A 21,074-nucleotide genomic window follows, 5' to 3' on the forward strand; every position below is an offset into this window, starting at 1 on the left:
CGGCCCGTTCGTCCACCGGCCCGCCCGACGACGCGGCGGCTCCCGCGCGGCCATTGCGCTGTCCACAGCGCGCGCGGACAATGCCGCCCGGAGAGCCGCAGCGCATGACCACGTGCCCGCCCGAAGACGCCCTCGCCGCCTGGATCGAGGGCCATCTCCCAGAGGACGCCGCGACGAGCGTCCGCGGGCACGTGGACGGCTGCGCCGAGTGCCGCGCCCTGATCTCGGCGAGCCCGAGCGAAAGCGACATCGGCGCGCCGCTCCTCGTCGCCTCCACGCGGCGGCCCGCGAGCGACACCGAGCCGCCGCCGTCGTCGTCCGTCCCCTGGGCGCCGCCCTCGACCTTCGACGACTACCGCGTGATCCGGCCGCTCGGCCGCGGCGGCATGGGGCAGGTGTACCTCGCCCACGACGAGGTCCTCGACCGGCCCGTCGCGCTCAAGTTCGTCGCCGCCGACACCCCCGATCCGAGGACGATCGAGCGGCTGCGCGTCGAGGCCCGCGCGATCGCGCGCCTCCAGCACCCCAACGTCGTCGCCGTCTTCCGGATCGGCGAGGTGCGCGGCCGGCCGTACATCGCCTACGAGTTCGTCGAGGGCGAGCCGCTCGAGCTGCTCCCGAAGCCGGCCCCCTGGCAGACCGCGCTGCGCGTCGCGCTCGGCCTCGCGCGCGGGCTCGCCGCGGCGCACCGCCGGGGCGTCCTTCACCGCGACATCAAGCCCGCGAACGTGATGCTCGACGCCGCCGGCGAGGTGAAGCTGCTCGACTTCGGGCTCGCGAAGCTCGTCGATCGTCCGGGCGCCGCCCGCCTCGACGCGGGCGCCGCGCCGCGCGTCCTCACCGCGCCCGCGCCCGCGCCGCGCGCGGACATGTCGGCGGTGACGACCGCCATCCCCGGGGCGCTCGACGCGTTCGGCGCCGTCGCGACCGTCCACCTGACCGACGGCGGCATGATGATGGGCACGCCGCTCTACCTCGCGCCCGAGCTCTGGGTCGGGACGGCGGCCACGCCGCGGTCCGACGTCTACGCGCTCGGGCTCGTGCTCTACGAGCTCTGCGCCGGCCGGCTGCCCCACGCGGGGCTCGACGTGCACGCCATCGCGAGCTGGGTGACGGCGCGCGCCCTCCCGCCGCTGCGCTCGATCTGCCCCGAGATCCCCGAGATGCTCGCGGACGTCATCGACCGCTGCGTCCAGCGCGCCCCGGAGGCGCGCTTCGCGTCGGCCGAGGAGGTGCAGGCCGCGCTCGAGGAGACCGAGGCGCTCTGCCGGGCGTTCCACATCGTGCGCCCCGGGCCGCCCTCGAGCGCGGCGGGCGCGGCAGGGTTCCAGGAAACGGACGCGGACGTCGTGCGCGCCTCGTTCGCGCGCGTCGCGCCCCGCGCCGAGGCGCTCGTCGCGCGCTTCTACGAGCGGCTCTTCGCCCTGGAGCCGTCGCTCCGGGCGCTGTTCCCGCCGGACATGCGCGAGCAGCGGCTCAAGCTCGCCGCGACGCTGCAGCTCGTCATCGACAACCTGCGCGCGCCCGACAAGCTGCTCGAGCTGCTCGAGGCGCTCGGGCGGCGGCACGCCGCCTACGCCGCGCTGCCGGAGCACTTCGACGCCGTGGGGCGCGCGCTCCTCGATGCGCTCGAGGCGCTCGACGCCGACGCGTGGACGCCCGCCGCCGCGCGGGCCTGGTCGGGCGCCTACGCGCAGATCGCCGAGGCGATGCGGCGCGGGCTCGACGCCGCGCGGGCGGCGGCCCCCTCCACGCGGAGGCCCGCGCACCCGCGCGCCGCGGAGACCCGCTTCGCGACGCGCGCCGACGCGAGCCTCGCCTACAAGGTCGTGGGCGACGGGCCCGTCGACCTGGTGCTCGTCCAGGGGTGGGTGACGCACGTCGAGGCCGCGTGGGAGCACGCGCTGACGTCCCGGCTCTTCGGCGAGCTCAGCGCGTGGGCGCGGCTCGTCGTGCTCGATCAGCGCGGCACCGGCATGAGCGAGCGCGAGGGCGCCGGCGCGCCGGCCGAGCAGCAGGCGGAGGACCTGCTCGCCGTGCTGGACGCGGCCGGCGTCGAGCGCGCGGCGCTCCTCGGCGTCGGCGCCGGCTTCGCGCCGTGCGCGCTGCTCGCGGCGGCGCGCCCCGCGCGGGCGCGCGCGCTGATCGCGCTCGGGAGCGCGGCGCAGATGGCGGCCTGGCCGGGGTGCCTCTTCGGCCTCACGGGTGAGGACGCCGAGGCGGCCGAGCGCGCGGTGCGCACCGGCTGGGGCGAGCCGCTCTTCCTCGACCGCCTCGCCCCGTCCGCGGCCGAGGACGGCGAGCTCCGGCGCTTCTGGGCCTCGTACCTGCGGCTCGGCGCGAGCCCGAGCGGCGCGGCGCGCATGCTCCGGGCGCACGCGGCGACCGACATCCGCCCCGCGCTCGGCCGGGTGAGCGCCCCGTCGCTCGTGCTGCACCGCGCCGGCGACCGCGCCGTGCCCGCGGCGGCCGGGCGCGACCTCGCCGGCCTCATCCCTGGCGCCCGCTACGTCGAGCTGCCCGGCGACGACCACCTGCCCTTCGTCGGCGAGCCGCGCCCGCTCGTCTCCGAGCTGCGGGCCTTCCTCGGCGCGGACGCCGCCGGGCCGACCCCCGTGTCGCGCTTCGCGCCCTCCCCGGCGCGCGGCCCCGCCGGCGCGCCGTCCGGCGGCTGACGCGCGGCCCCGCCGGCGCGCCGTCCGGCGGCTGACGCGCGCTGCTCCGCGGCAACTCGTGAGTTGCCGCGGGCTCCCTCTCGGGCGCTCACGCCGGAATTACGCTGCTCGATCGCCGAGCGGTGAGCGCGAGTCCGTCGAGAGGGCGTCGAATCTCCGGCTTCGCCCGATGCATTTGCGAGTTCTCCCTATCACGCTCTCCTGTTCTCCTTATCTCACTCTCTTGTTGTCGAAAGAGGGTCTCTACCTTGCGATAGCGTGTTTCGGCCGCTAACTTGAATTGATGATCACGAGGACACGCGCGCTGACCTGCTGCGGCTGGGTCTTGCTCGGCGCGCTCGCGAGCGCTTGCTCCGGGGCCGAGCAGGCCCCTTCCCCCGCGGCGTCGAGCGACGCGGGCGGAGGCGGCGCGGGAGACGAAGGCGGTCCAGAGAGCGCGGGCGGCGCCGGAGGGGGCACCGGCGCCGCGGGCGAGGGCGCGGGCGGCGCGGGCGACGCTGGCGGCGCAGGCTGCCCTCCCGGTGAGCAGGGCTGCCCGTGCGGCGCAGAGGGCCAGTGCGAGGGCGAGCTCCGCTGCGTGGACGGCGCGTGTCTCCTGGGCTGCGCTTGCACCGACGGCTACGCGGTGGTCGACGGAGAGTGCGTGTGGCAGGGCGGCCCGGCGGATCCCTCGTTTCAGAGCGCCGACGCCTGGAGCACCACGGGCGCCGCCATCGTCTCTCCCGAGGCCGACGGCAACGGCAACCCGGGCGCGGGGGTCATCGGCAGAGACGCGCTGTGCGAGATGGCCGGCTTCTCTCAGAGGCTCACGATGCCGGACATCGCGTGCGCCGAGCCGCTGCTGCTCACGTTCGCCGCGCACATCGGCTGCGACGCGATGATGGATTGCCTCGGCCCCCCCGGGGTCGGTGTCCGGATCAACGGAGGTCTCAGCAACATCGATCTCATGCCCTCTTCGTCCTTCGCCCCCCAGCGCGTGTGCCTCGGCGCGCGCGCGTACGGCGGGCCGATCGAGCTGCTCCTCGGTCCTTCGCGGCGCTCTCCGCACTGCGACGAGGCGGCCGGGCAGGGCTACACGCTCGCGTTCGATGACGTCGCGATCCAGCGCGACGCCATGAACGAGTGCCCGGCGCCGGGGCAGGTGATGAACGGCGACTTCGAGGGAGGGGGCGCCGGCTGGAAGGCGACGCCGGAGAACGGCGTCTCCGAGGTGAAGCGCGGCGCGGGCCAGCGCGGCGGCAAGGGCGGGCACATCGCGACCACCTTGTTCTGCCAGTATCCCACCCTGGAGGGCACGGTCTCGGCGCCTTTGCCCTCTGCCGAGCTCCCGAAGCCGGCGCTCCGCATCTGGAGCCAGGGCAGCCCGGGCGCCGTCGTCAACGTGATGCTGAGCACCCACCAGCTCACGGCCCTCGCGGGCAAGGGCGAGGGGCAGGTCTCTCACCTCTGCTTGCCGCGGTGGGCGCTGGGCATGGCGCACCGGCTCGCGTTCGCCTACCGCAACCGGGGCAGCCAGCCGTGCACGGACGAGAACAAACGGGACTTCGCGGTGGACGACATCGCGTTCGTCTCCGAGGATCGCTGCCCGGAGGGCGCTTCGCTCTTCGACCCCGGCTTCGAGAACGCCAGCGTCGGCGAGGGCCTCGCGCCGGCGTGGGTCCTCGACGACGGTGACGACGACGCCGCCGGCAGCGCCGAGCTCCCCATCGACCCTGCGGTCGCGCGCTCCGGCGATGTCTCGCTCTCGCTGTCCGTGCGGAAGCCGTGCCGGGAGCCCTCGGCCTCCACCGTGTTCACGGTCCCCGAGCCCGAGGGGACGGCCGGCCCGGCGCTGAAGTTCTGGTACCGCACGAGCCACCTGAGCGTGGCGACCGCCTCCTCCACGCCGGGCGCCGCGCTGCCCGCCAGCGAGGGCTGGACGCAACGGACGATCTGCCTGGACGCGCGCACGGCGGGCAGGCCCCAGCACCTCTCGTTCAAGATAGGCGCCAGCGGCGTCTGCGACGAGCCGCTCGAGCGCGAGACCCTGCACATCGACGACGTCGAGGCGACGACCGACCCCGCCTGCCCGGCCGGGCCGGCCCCCTGAGCCGCCAGAGCGCCCTCAGCCCCGCTTGCGTCCCACCACGATCGCGATCGGATACGCGAAGTGGACCTCGTCCCCCCGGAGCTCCGCGCCCAGGCCGAGCGCGTCGACGCCCACGTCGGCGCGGTAGAGCGCCCGGAGCCGGTCCGCCCCGCCCGGCTCCGGGAACGACGCCCGGAGCTGGGTCTCGAGCTCCACCTCGAGCCTGTAGCGCGCGGTCTTCTCGACCTCGAGCCCGGCCGCGTCGAACAGCGCGCAGAGCTCGCGCTCGGTGAGCGCGCGCGCGTGGGACGGGTCGCGGATCTTCTCGGCGCGGTCGTACGCGTCCCGCTTGTCCTCGGCGGGGACCGCGTCGATCACGGCGACCCGCCCGCTCTTCTGGCACACGCGGGCCATCTCGCGCAGCGTCACGAGCGGCTCCAGCAGGTGGTGAAAGCTGTAGCGCGTCGTGACGAGGCGGTAGCTCTCGTCCGGATACGGCAGGCGGCTCGCGTCCCCGAGCTCCCACGCGACGTTGGACAGGCCGAGCCTCGCCTGCCTCTGGCGCGCCTCGTCCAGCATCGCCGGGACGATGTCGAGCCCCCGCACGCTCGCCACCCGCGGCGCCAGCGCGCAGGCGACGATCCCCGGCCCGCAGGCGACGTCGAGCACCGTATCGCTCGGCGACGGGGCGAGCGCGTCGAGCAGCAGCGCCATGGCGTCCTCCGACGAGTGGGCGCGGACCTCGGCGAACGGCCTCGCCTGGCGGGTGAACTGTTCCAGTATGAGCGCATTGTGCGGGGTCGGATCGGCTTGTGTCATGCGGCTCGAGGATGGACGAGCTCTGTCTGGACGGCTGCCGACGAACGGACAAAGATCGCCGCCGGGAGGCCACGCCTTGCAATCCCGCGTCATGACCCCGGCGGAGACCACGCGGCACCTCGAGCAGCTCGGGCTCGACCATGCGCCCGCGCGCGCGTTCGCCTACGAGGATGAGCTGCCGGGGGCCACCTACGCGTGGCACACGCACGCGCGGCACCAGCTCCTCTACGCGATCGCCGGCATGGCGCGCCTCGACGTCGAGGACGCGTCCTTCCTGCTCCCCCCGCAGCGCGCCGCGCTCATCCCCGCGGGCGAGCGGCACGCGACCGCCCGTCGCGACGCGTCGGTCGTCTCGATCTACTTCGACCCCGCGGCGTTCCCCTGCGCCGTCGCGTCGGTGAGGGTCTTCGAGGCGCCCGCGCTGCTCCGCGAGATGGTGCTCTACGCGCGGCGGTGGCCGGTGGCGCGCCGCCCGGAAGACGCCGCGGCGAACACGTTCTTCGCGGCGATGGCGGACGTCCTCGGCCCGCTCCTCGATCGGGGCGCCACGTACCGCCTGCCCCGCGGCAGGACGCGGCCCGTGCAGCGGGCGATCGCGTGCGCGCTCCGCGACGTCTCGAGCGCCGATCTCTCGCGGGCCGCGGCGTTCGCGGGGGCCACGGAGCGGACCCTGCGGCGGCGGTTCCGCGAGGAGACCGGCGTCACGTGGCGCGCCTTCGTCACGCGCGCGCGCGTCCTCCGGGCGCTCGACCTGCTCGCGAGCCCGGGCGCCAGCGTCACGCAGGTCGCGGTCGACGTCGGCTTCCAGAGCCTCGGCGCGTTCGCCGCCGCGTTCCGCGCCGTGACCGGCCAGTCGCCGAGCGAGTTTCGAAGGACCGCCCGGCGCTCGCCGGACGGCGAGGAGCGGAGCTCCTCGCCTGAGGTCGACTGACAGCGCGGGCGCCGCCTGTCGTGCTCACAGCGCAGGCGCGCGTGTCGTGCTCACAGCGCGGGCGCCGCCTGTCGTGCTCACAGCGCAGGCGCCGCGTCTCGTGCTGACAGCGCAGGCGCCGCCCGCCGCGGCGCGAGCGCCGGGCCGCGGGAGCGCGCGCCGCGGGCGCGGGCGCGCGCGCTCCCCCGGTCGACAGCTCCGGGGCTACTGCGTGATCGCCCTGAGGTCGAGCATCTCCTCGACGCTCGGGACCACGATGAGGTCGCACCGGCGGTTCTTGGCCCGCCCCTCGTCGGTGTCGTTCGTCGCGACCGGGTCGGTCTCGGCGAAGCCCGCGGCGCTCCACTTCGCGGCCGGGAGCCCGCCGCCGCCGCCCCGCACGTCGGGGGGGCTGACGAGGAACAGCAGCACCTCGCGGGCGCGCATCAGCGACAGGCCCCAGTTGTCGCGGAACTGTCCGCCCGCGAGCGGCTTGTTGTCGGTGTGGCCGGCGACCTGGTAGTAGCGCTGGAGCAGCGACGGGTCGTTCCGGACGACCGTCGCCACCTTGACGAGGATATCCTTCCCCTCCTTCTTCAGCGTCTCGCGCCCGGAGTCGAAGAGGACGTCTCCCGGCAGCGAGATGACCATCCGGTTGTTCCGGATGTTCACCGCCAGGCCGAGCTTCGTGAGCTCGTCGAGCTTCTTCTTCAGCGTCTCGAAGCGCGCCTTGATCTGCTCGAGCTGGCGGGCGCGGGCCTTGAACTCGGCGAGCGCCTTCTCGCGCTCCTCCAGCGTCGAGCTGAGCTGCGACACCTTGGTGCTCGTCGCCTGGAGGTTCTCGTTCAGCTTGCCGATGTCGACGCCGGCCGCCTCGAGCTGCTTCGTCAGCTCAGCGACCTTCGCCTGCTCCGCCTCGAGCTCCCTCTGGGTCTGGGCGAGGCGGCTCTCCGTGGCCTGCTGCTGGCTCTGAAGGCGGTTGTACTTGTCGAGCTGGGCCTTCCACTCCTCCTCGGAGTAACCGCACCCCAGCGAGAGCGACGCGATCACGACAGGCAGGAAGGCCGCGAACGCGGTTCTGCGACCTTTCAAGACACGAGGGTGCATGAGCACGCTCCTTCATCCTGGTTGCGGAACCTGGGCGAAGGTCGATGGGCTCGATCTGCGCCCGGTTCCATGGAACAGCGGCCCGAGAGGCCGTGCGGGGGCGTACCCTAGCGAGGTAGCGCGCGGTTGTAAAAGGCCGCATCGATCGCCTCCCCCCACCGGCCCCCTGCCCGCCTCCTGCGCCGCGCCCCGCGCCGGACTCCGCCTCCTGCGCCGCGCCCCGCGCCGCACTCCGCCGCCTGCGCCGCGCCCCGCGCCGCACTCCGCCGCCTGCGCCGCGCCCCGCGCCGGACTCCGCCTCCTGCGCCGCGCCTCGCGTCCGCCGGACCGCCGCGCCCGCGCTGTCGCCTCGCGCACGCGCTTGCCCATTGTTCCCGCCTGCGCACCTGCTAAGGGGACGGCCCATGGCCCATCGCATCACGCTGATCCCCGGCGACGGCATCGGTCCGGAGGTCGTGACGGCGACGCAGGACGTGATCTCCGCCGCCGGCGTCGCCATCGACTGGGAGGTCCACCACGCGGGCATCGAGGTCGCGAAGCTGACCGGCTCGCCGCTCCCGCTCAACGTCATCGACGCCGTGCGGCAGAACCGGGTCGCCCTGAAGGGCCCTGTGACAACCCCGATCGGCGGCGGGTTCCGCTCTGTCAACGTCACGCTCCGCCAGACGCTCGACCTCTACGCGAACGTGCGGCCGATCCGCAGCTTGCCCGGCGTGGACCCGCGGTTCGACGTCGACATGGTCATCGTGCGCGAGAACACCGAGGGGCTCTACGCCGGGCTCGAGCTCATGATCCTGCCCGGCGTCGCGCAGAGCATCAAGCTCACGACCGAGCGAAGCTCGACGCGCATCGCCGAGTTCGCGTTCCGGTACGCGAAGCAGCACGGCCGGAGCAAGGTGACCATCGTCCACAAGGCGAACATCATGAAGCTCTCCGACGGGCTCGCGCTCGACTGCGCGCGGCGCGTCGCCGTGCGCCACCCCGAGGTCCAGCTCGGCGAGATGATCGTCGACGCGGCGGCCATGACGATGGTGCGCGACCCGAACAGGCTCGGCGTGCTCGTGACGGAGAACCTGTACGGCGACATCCTCTCGGATCTCGGCGCGGGCCTCGTCGGCGGGCTCGGCATCGTCCCCGGCGCGAACATCGGCGACGACGCGGCGGTCTTCGAGGCGGTGCACGGGTCGGCGCCGGACATCGCGGGCAAGGGCTACGCGAACCCGACGGCGCTCGTGCAGAGCGCCGTGATGATGCTGCGGCACCTCGGCGAGCACGAGGCGGGCGACAGGATCGAGCGTGCGCTGACGGAGGTCTACCGCGCCGGCCAGGTGCGCACGCGCGACCTCGGCGGCGCGGCGAGCACAGAGGACTTCACCCGGGCGCTCTGCGCGGCGATCGAAAGGCCTCGCGCCGAGGCGTAGCCGGGGGCATCCTGATCCCCGGGACGTGGGATCTGCCTGGACGTGGCTGCTCGAGCGGTGCGCCGAGCTCGTCGGCGCGACGGGCGGGGCTACAGGCTCCGCGGGCGGCGCGCGGCGCCGGCTGCAGCTCGTCCTCGCGCTCGCGCTGATCATCGCGGCGAGCTTCGTCCTCCGCGGGCTCTGGGGCGGGCGGGGCCTGCTCCCCCTGGCCGCGCTCCTCGCGCTCGCGGTGCTGGCGGCGCACGCCGTCCACGACGCGCGCGCGTCCCTGTGGCGCGCCGCCACGCTGGACCTCGACGACCCGGAGCAGCCGCCTGTCGCCTCCGCGGATCCGTGGTTCTCGCCGCCGACGGCGCGGGTCCTGCGCGCGCTGGCCGACGTGATCGACGCCGTGCGCCGCGAGCGCTACGCGGTCGCGCTGGAGCGGCTGCCGCACGTCGAACGGGTCGCGCTCCGGCCCGACGAGGTGCGGCTGCTCGACGCCGCGCGGGCGCTCCTCTCGCTCGGCCTCGGCGACACCGCGCGCGCGGCGCAGCAGGCGATCGTGGCGCTGCCGACGGGGATCGACGCCCTCGACGCGCGGCTCGGCCGCGTGGTGCTCGCCGACGCCTGGGGGAGCCCCGCGCGGCTCGGCGCGATCGAGCGCGCGTGGCGGCGGGAGCTCCGGAGCGGCACGACGTCCGACACGCTGGAGCGCCTCCTGTCCCTCGTGCGCCTGCGCCTCGTGCCGCACGCGCTGGAGGCGCTCCGGCCCGCCGAGGCGCGCGAGCTGTCGGCCGAGGCGTGGTCGATCGGCGAGGAGGAGCTCGCCGCCGCGCTCGAGTCCCGCGCCCGCGGCGGCGTCTACCGCTGAGCGGGCGCAGCAGGGCGGCGGCGCGCTCGGGGCAGCGGCGCCCGCTCAGGGCAGCGGCGCCCGCTCAGGGCAGCGGCGCCCGCTCAGGGCAGCGGCGCCCGCTCAGGGCAGCGGCGCCCGCTCAGGGCAGCGGCTCGCGCGGCATCGCGGGCGCCACTTCGCGCTCCAGGCGGAGGCCGGCGAGCGAGATCTCGACCATCGCGGCGAGCCGCTCGGCGACGAGCCGCTCGGCCGAGGGCCCGGCGGCGCGCGTCTCGGCGATGAAGGCGAAGCAGCGCCGTCCGTAGCCGCCGAAGGCGACAGCGAAGCCCTGGATCGGCGCGCCCGGCGGGGCGTCCGCGACGCCGATCTCCACGACGGTGTCGAAGCCCTCGGGCACGTCGATCCGGCGCTCCACCGCGGTGAGGCTTCGGTCCGGGCGCGGCAGATCGCGCCAGAGCCGCGCGCGCGCCTCGCACGCCGCGCGGCTCGCGCGGCCGTCCTCTCGCCAGGTGCGCACGAGCAGCGACGTCGACGACGCCGCGTGCGTCGCCACGAGCCACGGCCCCTCGCCGTCCTCGACGCGGAAGCCGCGCGCGTCGGGCAGCGGGAGCCGCAGATCGAAGCGCTCCGAGCGGTACTCGCCGAGCTCGCCGTCGCCGAGCGTCGACGGCGGCGGCGCGAGCGCCGCGGGCCTCGGCGGCGGCGCTGGCGGCGCTGCCGGCGCCGGCGCGCACGCGCCGAGCAGCGCCGCGGCGGCGAGCAGCGCGGCAGCGCCGAGCAGCGCCGCGGCGGGCAGCGCCGCTGGCAGCGCCGCGGCGGGCAGCGCCGCGGCGGGCAGGAGGGCGCGGCGCGGCGCGGCCATGGCCGTTCGCCGCGCGGTGCCCGCCGCCCCGGCGACGTGGGCGCGCACCTTCGGCCTCATCGCGCGAGCAGCACGAGCAGGGCGCCGGCCCCGCCCTCGGTATCCGGCGCCGTCGTGAACGCGGCGACGTGGCGGGCGACGCGGCCGTGGCTGAGCCACGCGGCGATCTCGCCGCGGAGCACGGCGTGGCCGCCGGGCGAGTGGTTGCCCTTGCCGTGGACGATGGCGACGACGCGGTCCCCGTCGCGCTGGCGCTTGCAGACGAACGCCTCGACGGCGTCGCGCGCCGCCTCGAGCCGCAGGCCGTGCAGGTCGAGGGTGCCGTCGATGGCGTAGCGGGCGCGGCGGAGCCGCCTCAGCTCGCGCGGGTCCACGTCGAGCCGCCTGCCCTCGATGCGCTCGCTGTCGTCGGTGATCTCGAACTTGATCCCGTCGATGACGAGCGAGCGCATGCGCGAGCGCGCGTCCTCGTCCGGGTCGTGCGCGAGCGTCGGCAGCGCGGCCCGCTCGACGCGGCTCGCTGTGACAGGGATCCGGTTCACGCGGTCCTCGAGCACGCGGACGCCCGCCATGTAGATGGCGAAGGTCTCCGGATCGACGGGCCGCGGCCCCGGATCGACGGGCCGCGGCGCCGGCTCGGCGGCCGCCCGCCCCGCGCCGGCGCCCTGGGCCGCCTTCGCCCCTGGCTTCGCCTCGGTCGCGGGCGCCTTCGCCCCGGCCGCGGGCGCTTTCGCCCCGGGCTTCGCCTCGGGCGCCGCGGCCGGCTGCGCGCCGGCTGCGGTGGGCTTCTGCTTGGGCTTGGTGAGCTGCCGGAGCGCGGAGAACGGTTGATAGAACGCCTCACTCGCCTTGCGCGCCGCCGCCTTCGCGGGGCTGGCCGCCGATCTCGGGTCTCGCTCGCGCTTCGCGCTCTTCGCCATCCCCCAGAACATCGCGCGCGAGACCGCGGAGCGCAAACCGGACGGCCTCGATCCCTGCGAGCTGCCCGTCCTCGAAGTGCCAGTCGGGGTCGTCGAGGTCCGGGAAGTCGTGCGGGTTGCGGATGTCCTCGGCCGTGAGGTGCGGGACGAGCCGCCGCGCGAGGTCGACGACCTTGGCCCGCTGCGCTTCCTCCATGGCCGCGAGGAGCTCGAAGACGCGGTGGAAGAGCTCGGCGGGCGAGAGGGGGGCCTGCGGCGCGGGAGCCTGCGGCGCGGGAGCCTGCGGCGCGGGAGCCTGCGGGGCGCCGGGGCCGGCGGCATCGGAGCCGGCTGCGTCGGGGGAGCGCATGGGGCGCAGGATACTCGACCGGCGCGGAGCCGCCGCGTCCGCCGGCGCCGGGCGCTCACCGCCGGGCGCCTCGCGAGCCGCATCGCTCGCCGTGATCAGCGCCAGCGCGGCGACGAAGCGCTTGGTGACGCTTTCGACAGGATCGTCACCCGCTCCGGTGGGACGCGCCTGGGAGCGAGCACGATTGGGCTGGGTCCGGCCGGTTGTCCCCGGGCGGTAGGCGCCAATACCATCGCCGCCACCGGAGGATCGACTCATGTCCAAACCCAAGTCCCCGAAGAAGTCACCTGCCAAGTCCGCCAAGTCCACAGCGGCCGTCTCGGCCGAGGACGCGCCGCCGCCGCTCGTCCTTACCGCCTCGGATCAAGATCTCCTGGAGCGTTCCCTCAAGCTGCTTGTCAACATCCAGACAAGGCGGCCCTTCGCTTCCTCGGAGTCCGGTTCACCCGACTTTCTGCGCAAGGCTTCACCGAGCGCCCTCAAACTCTCTTCGAGACCCATGCCTTCCTCAGGGTGGATTCGTACACCCAATTGGCAGCGGGGCTCTTTCGAGGAAAGACACCCCGCTCGCGCCCACCGCCACGACTTTCCCGTCGGTCACCGGTTCGGTGCACACGTAGGAGCACCAGGCGTTCAGGACCAGCTTCTTGAAGATTTCCGGGAACCAGTCTGGACAGGGCTTACAGCGGGCATCTCCGCAGTCGTCAACCCAGCAGTTGTGATCGAGACGTCCCAGGCGCCGGAGCTCGATCTCGAGGTCGATGCGCCAGCTCATGAGCCGCACCTCTCGCCGCCGTAGTCTCACGATCGCGCGCGTCGCGCTGCGGTTCCGCGGCGCTGCCGGCGCGCACGCCCGGCTCGCTCCGGCGTTCGGAAAGTTCAGTCCGATGATCGACGGCGCCGGTCGATCAGACGAAAGATCCGCCCCAGCGGACCTCCGGCGGGCGTCACGAGGATGCAAAGTGGGGGTCTCGAGGTCCGTCGAGGGGGTCTCGAGAATGGAAAGCGGGGTCTCGAGAACGGGATCTCGACCCGCGAGAACCGCGCGCGGGGTCTCGAGATGCGCCTCGACCCCGGCCCCCGACCTCGAGACCCTCGCGCCCGAGGACCGGAGCCACCATGCTGGCGCCGCGACCGGAAATCTCGTCCTGCGGGGCGCCGATCCCGTTCTGCTGCCCTGAGAATTCGTTCCCTCGACCTCCGGAGCGGCTCCCATCACCGCCCCGCCGCGTCGGCTGACCATCCTCTAGGCGCCGCGATCAGCGCGGTGGCGCCGTCGTGACGGCGAGCGCCCGCAGCAGGGTGACCACCGCGATCACATGGCTGATCCGGCCGTCCTGCATCGCTGCGTTCACCTCGTCAGCGCTCATCACGACCGCCTCGGTGCTCTCGTATTCGTCGCCCTTGGGCTCGCCGACCCACCGCGCGCCGCGCGCCAGGTAGAGGAAGCAGCGATTCCCCTGGAGCGCCGGATTCGGGTGCACCCACCCGAGCGGCTCGATCGACGCCGCGGCATATCCGGTCTCCTCCAGGAGCTCGCGCGGCGCCGCGGCGTCCGGCTCCTCCCCGGGGTCGACGATGCCGCCTGCGGTCTCGATGGTCACGGCATCGACGCCGTGCCGGTGCTGCCGCACGAGAACGAACTCCCCAGCATCGGTGATCGCAGCCACGGAGATCCAGTCAGGGAGCTCCAGCGTGAAAGCGGTATACGAGGCGCCCGGGGACGCTACCTCGTGGCGGTGCACCGCCAGCGGACCGAAGCTGCCGGCGACCGCCGAGGCTTGTCGGCGAGGGATGGTGATGCCCATCGCGCCTCGATACTACAGGTCCCCCCGCGCGGGCGCGCCGCTCGCCGCCTTGTCCGGCTCCGCGGCCCTCGCCTTCTCCGGCGCCGCGCTCGCCGCCTTGTCCGGCTCCGCGGCCCTTGCCTTCTCCGGCGCCGCGGCTGCCTTCTCCGGCGCCGCGGCCCTCGCCTTCTCCGGCGCCGCGGCTGCCTTCTCCGGCGCCGCGCTCGCCGCCTTCTCCGGCGCCGCGGCCGCCTTCTCCGGCGCCGCGCTCGCCGCCTTCTCCGGCGCCGCGGCCGCCTTCTCCGGCGCCGCGCTCGCCGCCTTCTCCGGCGCCGCGGCCGACTTCTCCGGCGCCGCCCCCGCTGCCTTCTCCGGCTCTGCCACCGCGCTCGCCGCCTTCTCCGGCACCGCGCTCGCCACCTTCTCCAGCCCCGCGCTCGCCGTCACCGCCGCCGGCTTCTCGCGGCGCTCGCGCCGGAGCACCTCCTCCGTGTCCTCGCCGGACACGCCTTCCGTCGCCGCCCGCTGCTCCTCCTGCGGCGGCGGCCAGGCGGTGACGTACCGGGGCACCTCGCCGGGGCCGGACGCGTCGATCCACGAGACGCTCCCCGTCCCCGGCGCGCGCACGTCGATGTGCACGAACGAGCTGTTCGGATAGTACCCGCAGCCCGTGTCGGCGAGCTTGCGGCACGCGGCCGCGAGCTCGTCGTTGCGCACCCCCGCGATGCGCAGATCCAGCGCGCGCCCCGTCTGGTGCAGGCTGCCCTGGCTCTGCGGCCGGTACCCGCTCACGAGCGACACGAGCCGCCCCGGGTACTGCCGCGCGAGCGCGTCGATGCGCGTGAGCAGCCCGGGATCGAGCAGCCGCACGCCCGGCGCGATCTCCCCGGCCTGCTCCCTCCCCCGCTTGCCCCCGGCCGCTCCCGGCCTGTCGCCCTTCGACCGCCGCTTGCCGGAAGCTTCCGGCTTGCGCGCCCTGTCGTTGCTCGCGCGCTCGTCGGGCAGCACCGGCCGCGGCGTGCCCCACGGGCGCGCGAGCAGCGACAGGGCGCGCCGGGCCTCCTCACGCGGCCGTCCCGCGCAGTCGACGAGCTCGAGGCGCTCCGGCTCCATCCCGCTGCGATCGAGCGACAGCGTCGGACCGTGACACGGCTTCGGAGCCTTCGGAGGCGCGCCCCGGCTCCCCTCCTCCCGGCTCCCCCCCTTCTTCGCCGCGCGCCGCTTGCTCTCCACGGTGCGCGCCGCCCTCTTCTTCTCCTTCCTCTTCTCCCCGGCCGCCTTCCCGGCGCCGGCCGCCTTCCCGGCGCCGGCCGTCTTCCCGGCGCCGGCCTCCCTGCCGGCCGCGCGCTGCGCCTTCCCGCGGCTGCGCCCCTTCGGCTTCTCCGCGCCGCGCGTCTTCTCCTCTCCGCCCGCCCCCGCCGCGGAGGCCGCCCTGGCGTCGCCCTGGGGCGACCTCGACCGTGCCTGTGTCCCGCGCGCGCGCTCCGCGCGCTCGCCCCCGACGCTCGCCGGCGGACGATCGCGACGGGCCTGCTTGCCGGCCGCTTCCCTCGCCTTCTCTCCTGTCTTCTCCGCGGTGTGCGCCCTGGGCAGCGGCTCCGCGTGGAGCGGCCCCGCCGGGACGGCCGGCACCACCATGCTCACGAGCACCGACAGCACGGCAGCGCGAGCACGCGTGAGGCGCGCACGCGGCCCCGCGCTGCGCACGGGCTCCCCCGCGGCCCGCGGCGCCGCGCCTGCACTGCTCACGGATCGAAGGCTCATCATGGAAAGCTCCAGTCGGGTCGGGTGCGAATGCCATCCACCCTGGGATCGGATCTCCCAGACTCGGCGTCGCCGCCCGTCCGCGGGATGGGAGATTGGGAACGGCAGTCGGCGGTCCGCTTCTTGAATCACGCGGGAACAGCCGGGAACAGCCGGGGACAACCGGGGACAGCCAGGGACATCCAGAGAACAGGGGACAGGGAACAGGGAGCTGCGACGAGGTCAGCGACCTCGACACAGCGTCTCCAGGACGCCCCTCGCGGAAGCTCAACGGCTCCGAGGAGCGATCGAGGATCTCCGAGGACCGAATGTCATGAAGTGCGGAGGGCAGCCCAATTTTCTGCGGCGCTGACCAGAGGCTGTGGTAGGAACCAGCTACCTCGCGACTGCGGTCGGGTCGTGAGCGCGGGTCCGGGGTGCGTGGGGGCAGAGCCCCTCATCCCACGGTCCGCCGCCGGGTACCTCTCGGCGCACTGCGGCGCGGCCCTTTCTCCGGGATCGAAGCGATCGGCGGAGAGATAGGCGCCGCGTCCCTTGAAACATCGTCCGGGCCATCGCGGATCGCGGGGGGAAGCCCGGTCCAACACGCACCAGCCTCAATCACCACACCACCGATGCAAGCGGGGCGCCACACGCGGGACGCGGAAGCCGATCCCGGTGGCGCGTCCATGATCGCTCCCAGGTCAGCAGGGGCACGACATGCGGCGAATTCGTAGAGACGCAACCAAGGTCTGGCACAATCCCGAGCTCCACACCGCCTATGGCCGTGGTCAGCCGAACAGCGCGGGGTTGCCACGCCCGACGCAGACCGGCGAGGACAGGCGGGCGGCGAAGCAACATCGCGCCGCGCTCGAGGCGCTGTTCTCCCCGCGCAAGGAGCCGGAGGCAGAAGACGGCAAGGGCACGCGCGTCAAGTCCGGGCGCGACGCCGCGTCCAAGACGCCGGGGCGCATCGTCCTCGCCCCGCCTCCGCAGAGCGACCCGAAGGCCGTCGAGCGCCAGCGGCTCCTGTCGAAGCTGCTCTGCGCGTCGGGCCGGCCCAACATCTCCAAGGCCGCGAACGACTTCCTCCGCGCCGGCCACACCTTCCCCGCCGAGCAGGACGTGTACCTCCAGCTCCTCGAGCACAGCGACGAGCAGCGCATCCAGGAGGCCATCGACGAGCTCTCGGGCATCCTCGTCGCCGAGCTGCCGAAGCGGCGCGCCGTGCTCGAGTCGCGGCTGCGGCGCATCGAGGAGTTCGCGGAGGAGCCCGCGACGCGCGAGGCCGCCGAGCGGCTGCGCCGCCAGGTGAGCGGCAGGCCCGAGGCCCCGAGCGCGGGCGGCGCCCCCGCCGACGGCGCCTTCCCGGCGCGGCCGTCGAGCCCGCAGGCCGTCGCGCCCCACGCGGCGGACGGCATCTCCGCGGCGGGCGGCGAGGCGGAATGACGCGCGCGGAATTCGAGGCCGAGCTCCGCAAGCTGATCCAGGCGTTCGAGACGGGCACCGGCAACGAGCGGTGCGTCGCGTGCGTGTCGTGCGAGCGCTGCGTCGACTGCACGTTCTGCCGCAGCTCGAAGGCGCTCCAGCGGTGCCACTACTGCGTCGACTCGCAGCGCTGCTCGGACAGCACGCACTGCCGCGGCTGCCGCGACCTCATCGCGTGCAGCCACTGCGTCGCGTCCGAGCGGTGCACGCAGTCGTCGTACCTCGTGCGCTCGGTCGACTGCACCGGCTGCACCTACTGCTTCGGCTGCGTGGGCCTCGTGCGCAAGGACTTCCACATCCTCAACCAGCCGTACGATCGCAGCACTTACTTCAAGCTCACGGCCAAGCTGATGCGCGAGCTCGGGCTGAGCGCGGGCAGCGGGGCAGAGCCAGCGCCCTCGCCCGCACCGCGCGCGGCCGCCCAGCGCTAGCCGTGCGCGCGGTCGTGCAGCGCGCGCTCGCGGCGCGCGTCGAGGTCGACGGTCAGGTGGTCGGCGCGATCGAGCGCGGCCTCGTGGTCTTCGTCGGCGCCGCCAGGGACGACGACGACGCGGACGCCGACAGCGTCGCGAACAAGGTCGCGGGCCTCCGGGTGTTCAGCGACGACGCCGGCAAGATGTCGCGCGCGCTCGCGGACGCCGGCGGCGGGGTGCTCGCGATCAGCCAGTTCACGCTCTTCGGGGACGTCCGCCGCGGCCTCCGGCCGAGCTTCGACGGCGCGATGGAGCCCGTGCGCGCCGAGGCGCTGTATGAGCGCTTCGTCGCCGCCCTGCGCGCGCGCGGCCTCGAGGTGGCCACCGGCCGCTTCCGCGCCGACATGCGCGTGTTCGTCGAGAACGACGGGCCTGTCACCATCCTGATCGATTCAAAGCGGACGTTCTGAGGCCGCTCTTCCGGCCGCCTCGCCGCCGGCGGCCTCTTCCCGCCCGGCGCCGCGCAGGCTAGCGAGGGGCCATGCGGATCAGCATCGTGGGCGCGGGCGCGCTCGGGCGCGTCTACGGCGTGCGCCTCGCCGCCCAGGGAGACGACGTCACGTTCGTGGTCCGCCCCGAGCGCGTCGACGACGTCCGGCCGTTCGTCGTCGAGCAGGTGAACAGCGCCGATCGCCGCGACACGCTGGAGCGCCCGCGCCTCGCGGCCGACATCCCGGCCGACACGGAGATCGTCGTCGTCACCGTGCGCTTCGATCAGCTCGCCCCCCGGCGCGACCTCGGCGGGGTCGCGCCGCGCGCCGGAGGGCGCCGGACGGTGGCGGATCTCCTCCGCGACGGGCCAGCCGTCCCCGCGGTGGTGCTCACGCCGCTCATGCCGACGGAGCGCGCGGCGCTCGAGGAGGCCGCCCAGCGCCGCATCACCCCCGCGATGCCGAGCGTCTCGGGCTACCTCGACGAGCGCGGCGTGGTCCGGTACTGGATCGTCGGCTTCACGTCGACGCTCATCGACGCGGACGGCGGCGCCCCCGCCGATCGGCCGCTGCGCGACGAGCTCGCGCGCCGCCTCACGAGCGCCGATCTCCCGGCGCGCGTCGAGCGCGGCGTGGGCGCGCAGAACCTCGCCACGACCGTCGCGTTCTTCCCGCTGATCGCCGCCATCGACGCGGGCGGCGGCACGAGCGCGCTCCTCGCGGACGAGGGCGTGCTCGGCGCGGCGCTCGAGGCGACGCGGGAGAGCGCGGCGCTCGCGGACCGGCTCGGCGACGTGGCCCCGTGGACGAAGCTGCTGACCAGGGCGATCGGTCCCCGTACGCTGAAGCCCGGCGTCGCGCTCGTGCGCCTGCTGGCCCCCGAGGCGCTGCGCTTCCTCGACGCCCACTTCGGCCCCAAGCTCCGCGCGCAGCACCTCGCGATGGGCGCCAGCATCGTCGCGCTCGGCCGCGAGCACGGCGTGAGCCTGCCGGCGCTCGAGCGGCTGATGACCACGATCGAACGCCGGCCCGACGCGCGCTGACCGGCGCGTCGGCGCGCGACCGCGTCGGCGCGCGATCGCGTCGGCGCGCGACCGCGTCAGCGCGCGGCCGCGAGCTGCGCCGCGAGCGCGATCGCCTCGCGCATGCCGCGCGGGTCGGCGCGCCCCGTGCCCGCGAGGTCGTACGCGGTGCCATGGTCGACGCTCGTGCGCACGATCGGCAGGCCCAGCGTGACGTTCACCGCCTCGCCGAAGCCGAGGAGCTTGCTCGGGATCGTCGCCTGGTCGTGGTACATCGCGACGACCCCGTCGAGCGCGCCCCGCGCCGCGAGCCGGAAGGCCGTCTCCGCGCCGACGGGCCCCGTGAGCTCCGCCGCCGGCCCCGACCGCGCGAGCCGCCGCGCCGCGAGCCGGATGCCCGGCGCGATCCGCACCTGCTCCTCGTCGCCGAGGAGCCCGCCCTCGCCGGCGTGCGGGTTCAGCGCGGCGATCGCGACCCGCGGCTTCTCGTGGCCGAGATCCGACAGGAGCCGCGCGAGCCACACCGCGGCGCGCGACACCTCGCGCGGGCTCACCGCCTCGGGCACCTCGCGCAGCGGCAGGTGCGTCGTCACGAGCGCGGTCACGAGCTTGCCCGAGGCGAACGCCATCGTGACCTCGCGCGCGCGGAGCCGCCGCCCCAGGTGCTCGGTGTGCCCGAGGAAGTCCGCCGACCCCGGCGCGCCGCTCGTCGCGATCGCGTGCTTCGACGCCGGCCCCGTGACGAGCGCCGCGGCGACGCCGTCGCGCACGAGGTCCGTCGCCGCGTCGATCCACGCGAGCTGCGCGGCGCCGTCCTCGGCCTCGGGCCGGCCGAACGCGCTCGGCCGCGACAGCCGCAGGCTGCCCGCCCAGACGCCCACCTCGCCGGGCGCGAGCTGCTCGATGGCGGCGCGCCCGTCGACGACCACGAGCCGGCGCGCGGCCACCCGGACGAGCCGCGCGGCGCGCCGGAGGACCGCCTCGTCGCCGACGAGCACGCAGCGCGCGCCCTCGACCGACGCCGCGCCGGCCACGGCCACCTCGGGCCCTACCCCGCTGGGGCACCCGACGCTGATCGCGACGATCGGCGGCGCGGCCCGGCGCGAGCGTTCTCCGCCGCGCCCCGCGCCGGCGCCGGCCCGCGGAGCGCGGCGGCGGTCCGGATCCGTCATCGGGTGATGCGCCGCTCGCGCCCGGTTGTCGACGTGCCGGACGCCGACGTCCCCGACCGCCGCTCGGCTCGCGCGGCCGCCTCGTCGTCGTCCTCGTCGCCCTCGTCGTCGCTGTCCTCGTCGCCCTCGTCGTCGCTGTCCTCGTCCTCGTCCTCGTCCTCGTCGCGCTCGTCCCGCGGCTCGCCGCGCTCCTCGAGCGCCTCGGCGCCGCCCCGCTGCGCCGTCCTGGCTGCATCGGCGCCCTCGGGTCCGCCGGAGCCCGGCACGGGCGACTCGAGCCGGTACCCGGCCCCGCGCAGCGTCACGAGCGGCAGCGCTGCGCCGAGCTTCGCCCGGAGGCGCCGCACGTGGATGTCGACAGTCCGCGCGCCGCCCTCGTACTGGCTGCCCCAGACGCGCCGGAGCAGCTCGGTGCGCGACACCACCTTCCCGCGCCGCTCGCACACGTACGAGAGCAGCGCGAATTCCTTCGCCGTGAGCGGCACGTGCATGCCGCCGACCGACACGTCGTGGGCCGCGCGGTCGATGACGATCGCGCCCACCTTCACCCGCTCCTCGGTGGCGAACTCGCTGCGGCGCCACTCGACGAGGCGCACGCGGGCGTAGAGCTCGGCCGGGACGTACGGCACCAGCAGGAAGTCGTCGAAGCCGCTCGACGGCTCGATCCGCGCGATCTGCGCCACGCTCACGGCGACGAGCGCGCCGACCTCCTCGAGGCGCGGCTCGCGGCGCAGCGCGCGCAGCGCCGCCGCGGCCAGGTCCGGTCGATCGAGCGCCTCGACGACGATCGCCCGCGCCTTGCTCTCGTCGTCGACGAAGAGCCGCGGAGGGTCGTCCCAGAGGTCGAGGGTCCGCACATCAGCGCCCAGCGAGCGCAGGACCGACGCCGCGCCCTCATCGCGCTCCAGGTCAGGTCCGTGTCCGACGATGGCAATGAACGAACGACGCGCCATGTCCGCCCCGTATACGGGTGTGGCGTCGGGCCCGCAAGA

At 75.0% G+C, this 21,074-nt stretch carries 19 protein-coding genes; 9 read left to right on the forward strand and 10 right to left on the reverse strand.

Annotated elements, in window-relative coordinates:
• The first annotated feature begins 104 nt into the window (after positions 1-104).
• Positions 105-2,675 carry an alpha/beta fold hydrolase gene (locus WMF24_RS33660; protein WP_437731533.1) on the forward strand — a complete coding sequence of 857 codons (2,571 nt, stop codon included), beginning with the start codon at positions 105-107 and terminating at the stop codon, positions 2,673-2,675.
• 283 nt (positions 2,676-2,958) lie between these two features.
• Positions 2,959-4,764, forward strand: a complete 1,806-nt coding sequence (locus tag WMF24_RS33665) for a hypothetical protein (protein ID WP_437731534.1) — start codon at positions 2,959-2,961, stop codon at positions 4,762-4,764.
• A 15-nt stretch (positions 4,765-4,779) separates the two neighbouring features.
• Here the strand turns inward: WMF24_RS33665 and WMF24_RS33670 are convergent, their stop codons facing one another.
• A complete protein-coding gene (locus WMF24_RS33670; protein WP_437731535.1) occupies positions 4,780-5,562 on the reverse strand; it encodes a class I SAM-dependent methyltransferase in 783 nt (260 codons plus the stop codon).
• A gap of 76 nt (positions 5,563-5,638) precedes the next feature.
• Here WMF24_RS33670 and WMF24_RS33675 point away from each other — a divergent pair, with 76 nt between their 5' ends.
• A complete protein-coding gene (locus WMF24_RS33675; protein WP_437731536.1) occupies positions 5,639-6,493 on the forward strand; it encodes an AraC family transcriptional regulator in 855 nt (284 codons plus the stop codon).
• 204 nt (positions 6,494-6,697) lie between these two features.
• Here WMF24_RS33675 and WMF24_RS33680 read toward each other — a convergent pair whose 3' ends face one another.
• A complete protein-coding gene (locus WMF24_RS33680) occupies positions 6,698-7,564 on the reverse strand; it encodes an OmpA family protein (RefSeq protein ID WP_437731537.1) in 867 nt (288 codons plus the stop codon).
• A 419-nt stretch (positions 7,565-7,983) separates the two neighbouring features.
• Here WMF24_RS33680 and WMF24_RS33685 point away from each other — a divergent pair, with 419 nt between their 5' ends.
• Positions 7,984-9,000 (forward strand): isocitrate/isopropylmalate dehydrogenase family protein, encoded by a 1,017-nt coding sequence (locus WMF24_RS33685; RefSeq protein WP_437731538.1) that lies wholly within the window; start codon positions 7,984-7,986, stop codon positions 8,998-9,000.
• Positions 9,001-9,025: 25 nt separating this feature from the next.
• Entirely contained in the window at positions 9,026-9,853 is an 828-nt protein-coding gene (locus WMF24_RS33690) for a hypothetical protein (protein ID WP_437731539.1), read from the forward strand.
• Positions 9,854-9,974: 121 nt separating this feature from the next.
• On the opposite strand, the gene WMF24_RS33695 is transcribed toward WMF24_RS33690, so the two are convergent.
• The 6 genes from WMF24_RS33695 to WMF24_RS33720 all read right to left on the reverse strand — a co-directional run bounded on the left by WMF24_RS33695 (position 9,975) and on the right by WMF24_RS33720 (position 15,412).
• Positions 9,975-10,757, reverse strand: a complete 783-nt coding sequence (locus WMF24_RS33695; protein ID WP_437731540.1) for a hypothetical protein — start codon at positions 10,755-10,757, stop codon at positions 9,975-9,977.
• Positions 10,754-11,617, reverse strand: coding sequence for a Smr/MutS family protein (locus WMF24_RS33700; protein ID WP_437731541.1), 864 nt, complete (start codon positions 11,615-11,617; stop codon positions 10,754-10,756). The genes WMF24_RS33695 and WMF24_RS33700 overlap by 4 nt, the downstream gene beginning before the upstream one ends.
• Positions 11,538-12,260: a hypothetical protein gene (locus WMF24_RS33705; RefSeq protein ID WP_437731542.1), complete on the reverse strand. Its 723-nt coding sequence runs from the start codon at positions 12,258-12,260 to the stop codon at positions 11,538-11,540. The genes WMF24_RS33700 and WMF24_RS33705 overlap by 80 nt, the downstream gene beginning before the upstream one ends.
• Positions 12,261-12,474: 214 nt before the next feature.
• The gene (locus WMF24_RS33710; RefSeq protein WP_437731543.1) at positions 12,475-12,741 is read right to left on the reverse strand and encodes a hypothetical protein; all 267 of its coding nucleotides are present in this window, start codon (positions 12,739-12,741) and stop codon (positions 12,475-12,477) included.
• A 484-nt stretch (positions 12,742-13,225) separates the two neighbouring features.
• Complete coding sequence (locus WMF24_RS33715; RefSeq protein WP_437731544.1) at positions 13,226-13,774, reverse strand: NUDIX hydrolase; 549 nt, start codon at positions 13,772-13,774, stop codon at positions 13,226-13,228.
• 12 nt (positions 13,775-13,786) lie between these two features.
• On the reverse strand, positions 13,787-15,412 hold the full coding sequence (locus WMF24_RS33720) for a YcbK family protein (protein WP_437731545.1): 1,626 nt from the start codon (positions 15,410-15,412) through the stop codon (positions 13,787-13,789).
• Positions 15,413-16,216: 804 nt separating this feature from the next.
• Here WMF24_RS33720 and WMF24_RS33725 point away from each other — a divergent pair.
• The 4 genes from WMF24_RS33725 (at position 16,217) to WMF24_RS33740 (ending at position 18,931) form a co-directional block, all read left to right on the forward strand.
• Positions 16,217-16,945 (forward strand): hypothetical protein, encoded by a 729-nt coding sequence (locus WMF24_RS33725; protein ID WP_437731546.1) that lies wholly within the window; start codon positions 16,217-16,219, stop codon positions 16,943-16,945.
• Positions 16,942-17,415 (forward strand): hypothetical protein, encoded by a 474-nt coding sequence (locus WMF24_RS33730; protein WP_437731547.1) that lies wholly within the window; start codon positions 16,942-16,944, stop codon positions 17,413-17,415. Before WMF24_RS33725 ends, WMF24_RS33730 begins: the two co-directional genes overlap by 4 nt.
• Before the next feature lie 2 nt (positions 17,416-17,417).
• The gene (gene dtd, locus WMF24_RS33735) at positions 17,418-17,867 is read left to right on the forward strand and encodes a D-aminoacyl-tRNA deacylase (protein WP_437731548.1); all 450 of its coding nucleotides are present in this window, start codon (positions 17,418-17,420) and stop codon (positions 17,865-17,867) included.
• A gap of 71 nt (positions 17,868-17,938) precedes the next feature.
• Positions 17,939-18,931, forward strand: coding sequence for a ketopantoate reductase family protein (locus tag WMF24_RS33740; RefSeq protein WP_437731549.1), 993 nt, complete (start codon positions 17,939-17,941; stop codon positions 18,929-18,931).
• Positions 18,932-18,987: 56 nt separating this feature from the next.
• Here WMF24_RS33740 and pdxA read toward each other — a convergent pair whose 3' ends face one another.
• Positions 18,988-20,082: a 4-hydroxythreonine-4-phosphate dehydrogenase PdxA gene (gene pdxA, locus WMF24_RS33745; protein ID WP_437731550.1), complete on the reverse strand. Its 1,095-nt coding sequence runs from the start codon at positions 20,080-20,082 to the stop codon at positions 18,988-18,990.
• Positions 20,079-21,035, reverse strand: a complete 957-nt coding sequence (locus WMF24_RS33750) for a winged helix-turn-helix domain-containing protein (protein ID WP_437731551.1) — start codon at positions 21,033-21,035, stop codon at positions 20,079-20,081. The genes pdxA and WMF24_RS33750 overlap by 4 nt, the downstream gene beginning before the upstream one ends.
• Positions 21,036-21,074 lie beyond the last annotated feature (39 nt).

This window comes from Sorangium sp. So ce1335 (assembly GCF_051521615.1).
In the GTDB taxonomy this organism is placed as follows: Bacteria; Myxococcota_A; Polyangia; order Polyangiales; family Polyangiaceae; genus Sorangium.

What these genes read in the sequence shown, in the direction of transcription:
- pdxA (WP_437731550.1), bottom strand. Translation starts at nt 20,082, where the DNA reads ATGACGGATCCGGACCGCCGCCGCGCTCCGCGGGCCGGCGCCGGCGCG.
- WMF24_RS33725 (WP_437731546.1), top strand. Translation starts at nt 16,217, where the DNA reads ATGCGGCGAATTCGTAGAGACGCAACCAAGGTCTGGCACAATCCCGAG.
- WMF24_RS33660 (WP_437731533.1), top strand. Translation starts at nt 105, where the DNA reads ATGACCACGTGCCCGCCCGAAGACGCCCTCGCCGCCTGGATCGAGGGC.
- WMF24_RS33715 (WP_437731544.1), bottom strand. Translation starts at nt 13,774, where the DNA reads ATGGGCATCACCATCCCTCGCCGACAAGCCTCGGCGGTCGCCGGCAGC.
- WMF24_RS33670 (WP_437731535.1), bottom strand. Translation starts at nt 5,562, where the DNA reads ATGACACAAGCCGATCCGACCCCGCACAATGCGCTCATACTGGAACAG.
- WMF24_RS33740 (WP_437731549.1), top strand. Translation starts at nt 17,939, where the DNA reads ATGCGGATCAGCATCGTGGGCGCGGGCGCGCTCGGGCGCGTCTACGGC.
- WMF24_RS33685 (WP_437731538.1), top strand. Translation starts at nt 7,984, where the DNA reads ATGGCCCATCGCATCACGCTGATCCCCGGCGACGGCATCGGTCCGGAG.
- WMF24_RS33730 (WP_437731547.1), top strand. Translation starts at nt 16,942, where the DNA reads ATGACGCGCGCGGAATTCGAGGCCGAGCTCCGCAAGCTGATCCAGGCG.
- WMF24_RS33665 (WP_437731534.1), top strand. Translation starts at nt 2,959, where the DNA reads ATGATCACGAGGACACGCGCGCTGACCTGCTGCGGCTGGGTCTTGCTC.
- WMF24_RS33700 (WP_437731541.1), bottom strand. Translation starts at nt 11,617, where the DNA reads ATGGCGAAGAGCGCGAAGCGCGAGCGAGACCCGAGATCGGCGGCCAGC.
- WMF24_RS33695 (WP_437731540.1), bottom strand. Translation starts at nt 10,757, where the DNA reads ATGAGGCCGAAGGTGCGCGCCCACGTCGCCGGGGCGGCGGGCACCGCG.
- WMF24_RS33710 (WP_437731543.1), bottom strand. Translation starts at nt 12,741, where the DNA reads ATGAGCTGGCGCATCGACCTCGAGATCGAGCTCCGGCGCCTGGGACGT.
- WMF24_RS33750 (WP_437731551.1), bottom strand. Translation starts at nt 21,035, where the DNA reads ATGGCGCGTCGTTCGTTCATTGCCATCGTCGGACACGGACCTGACCTG.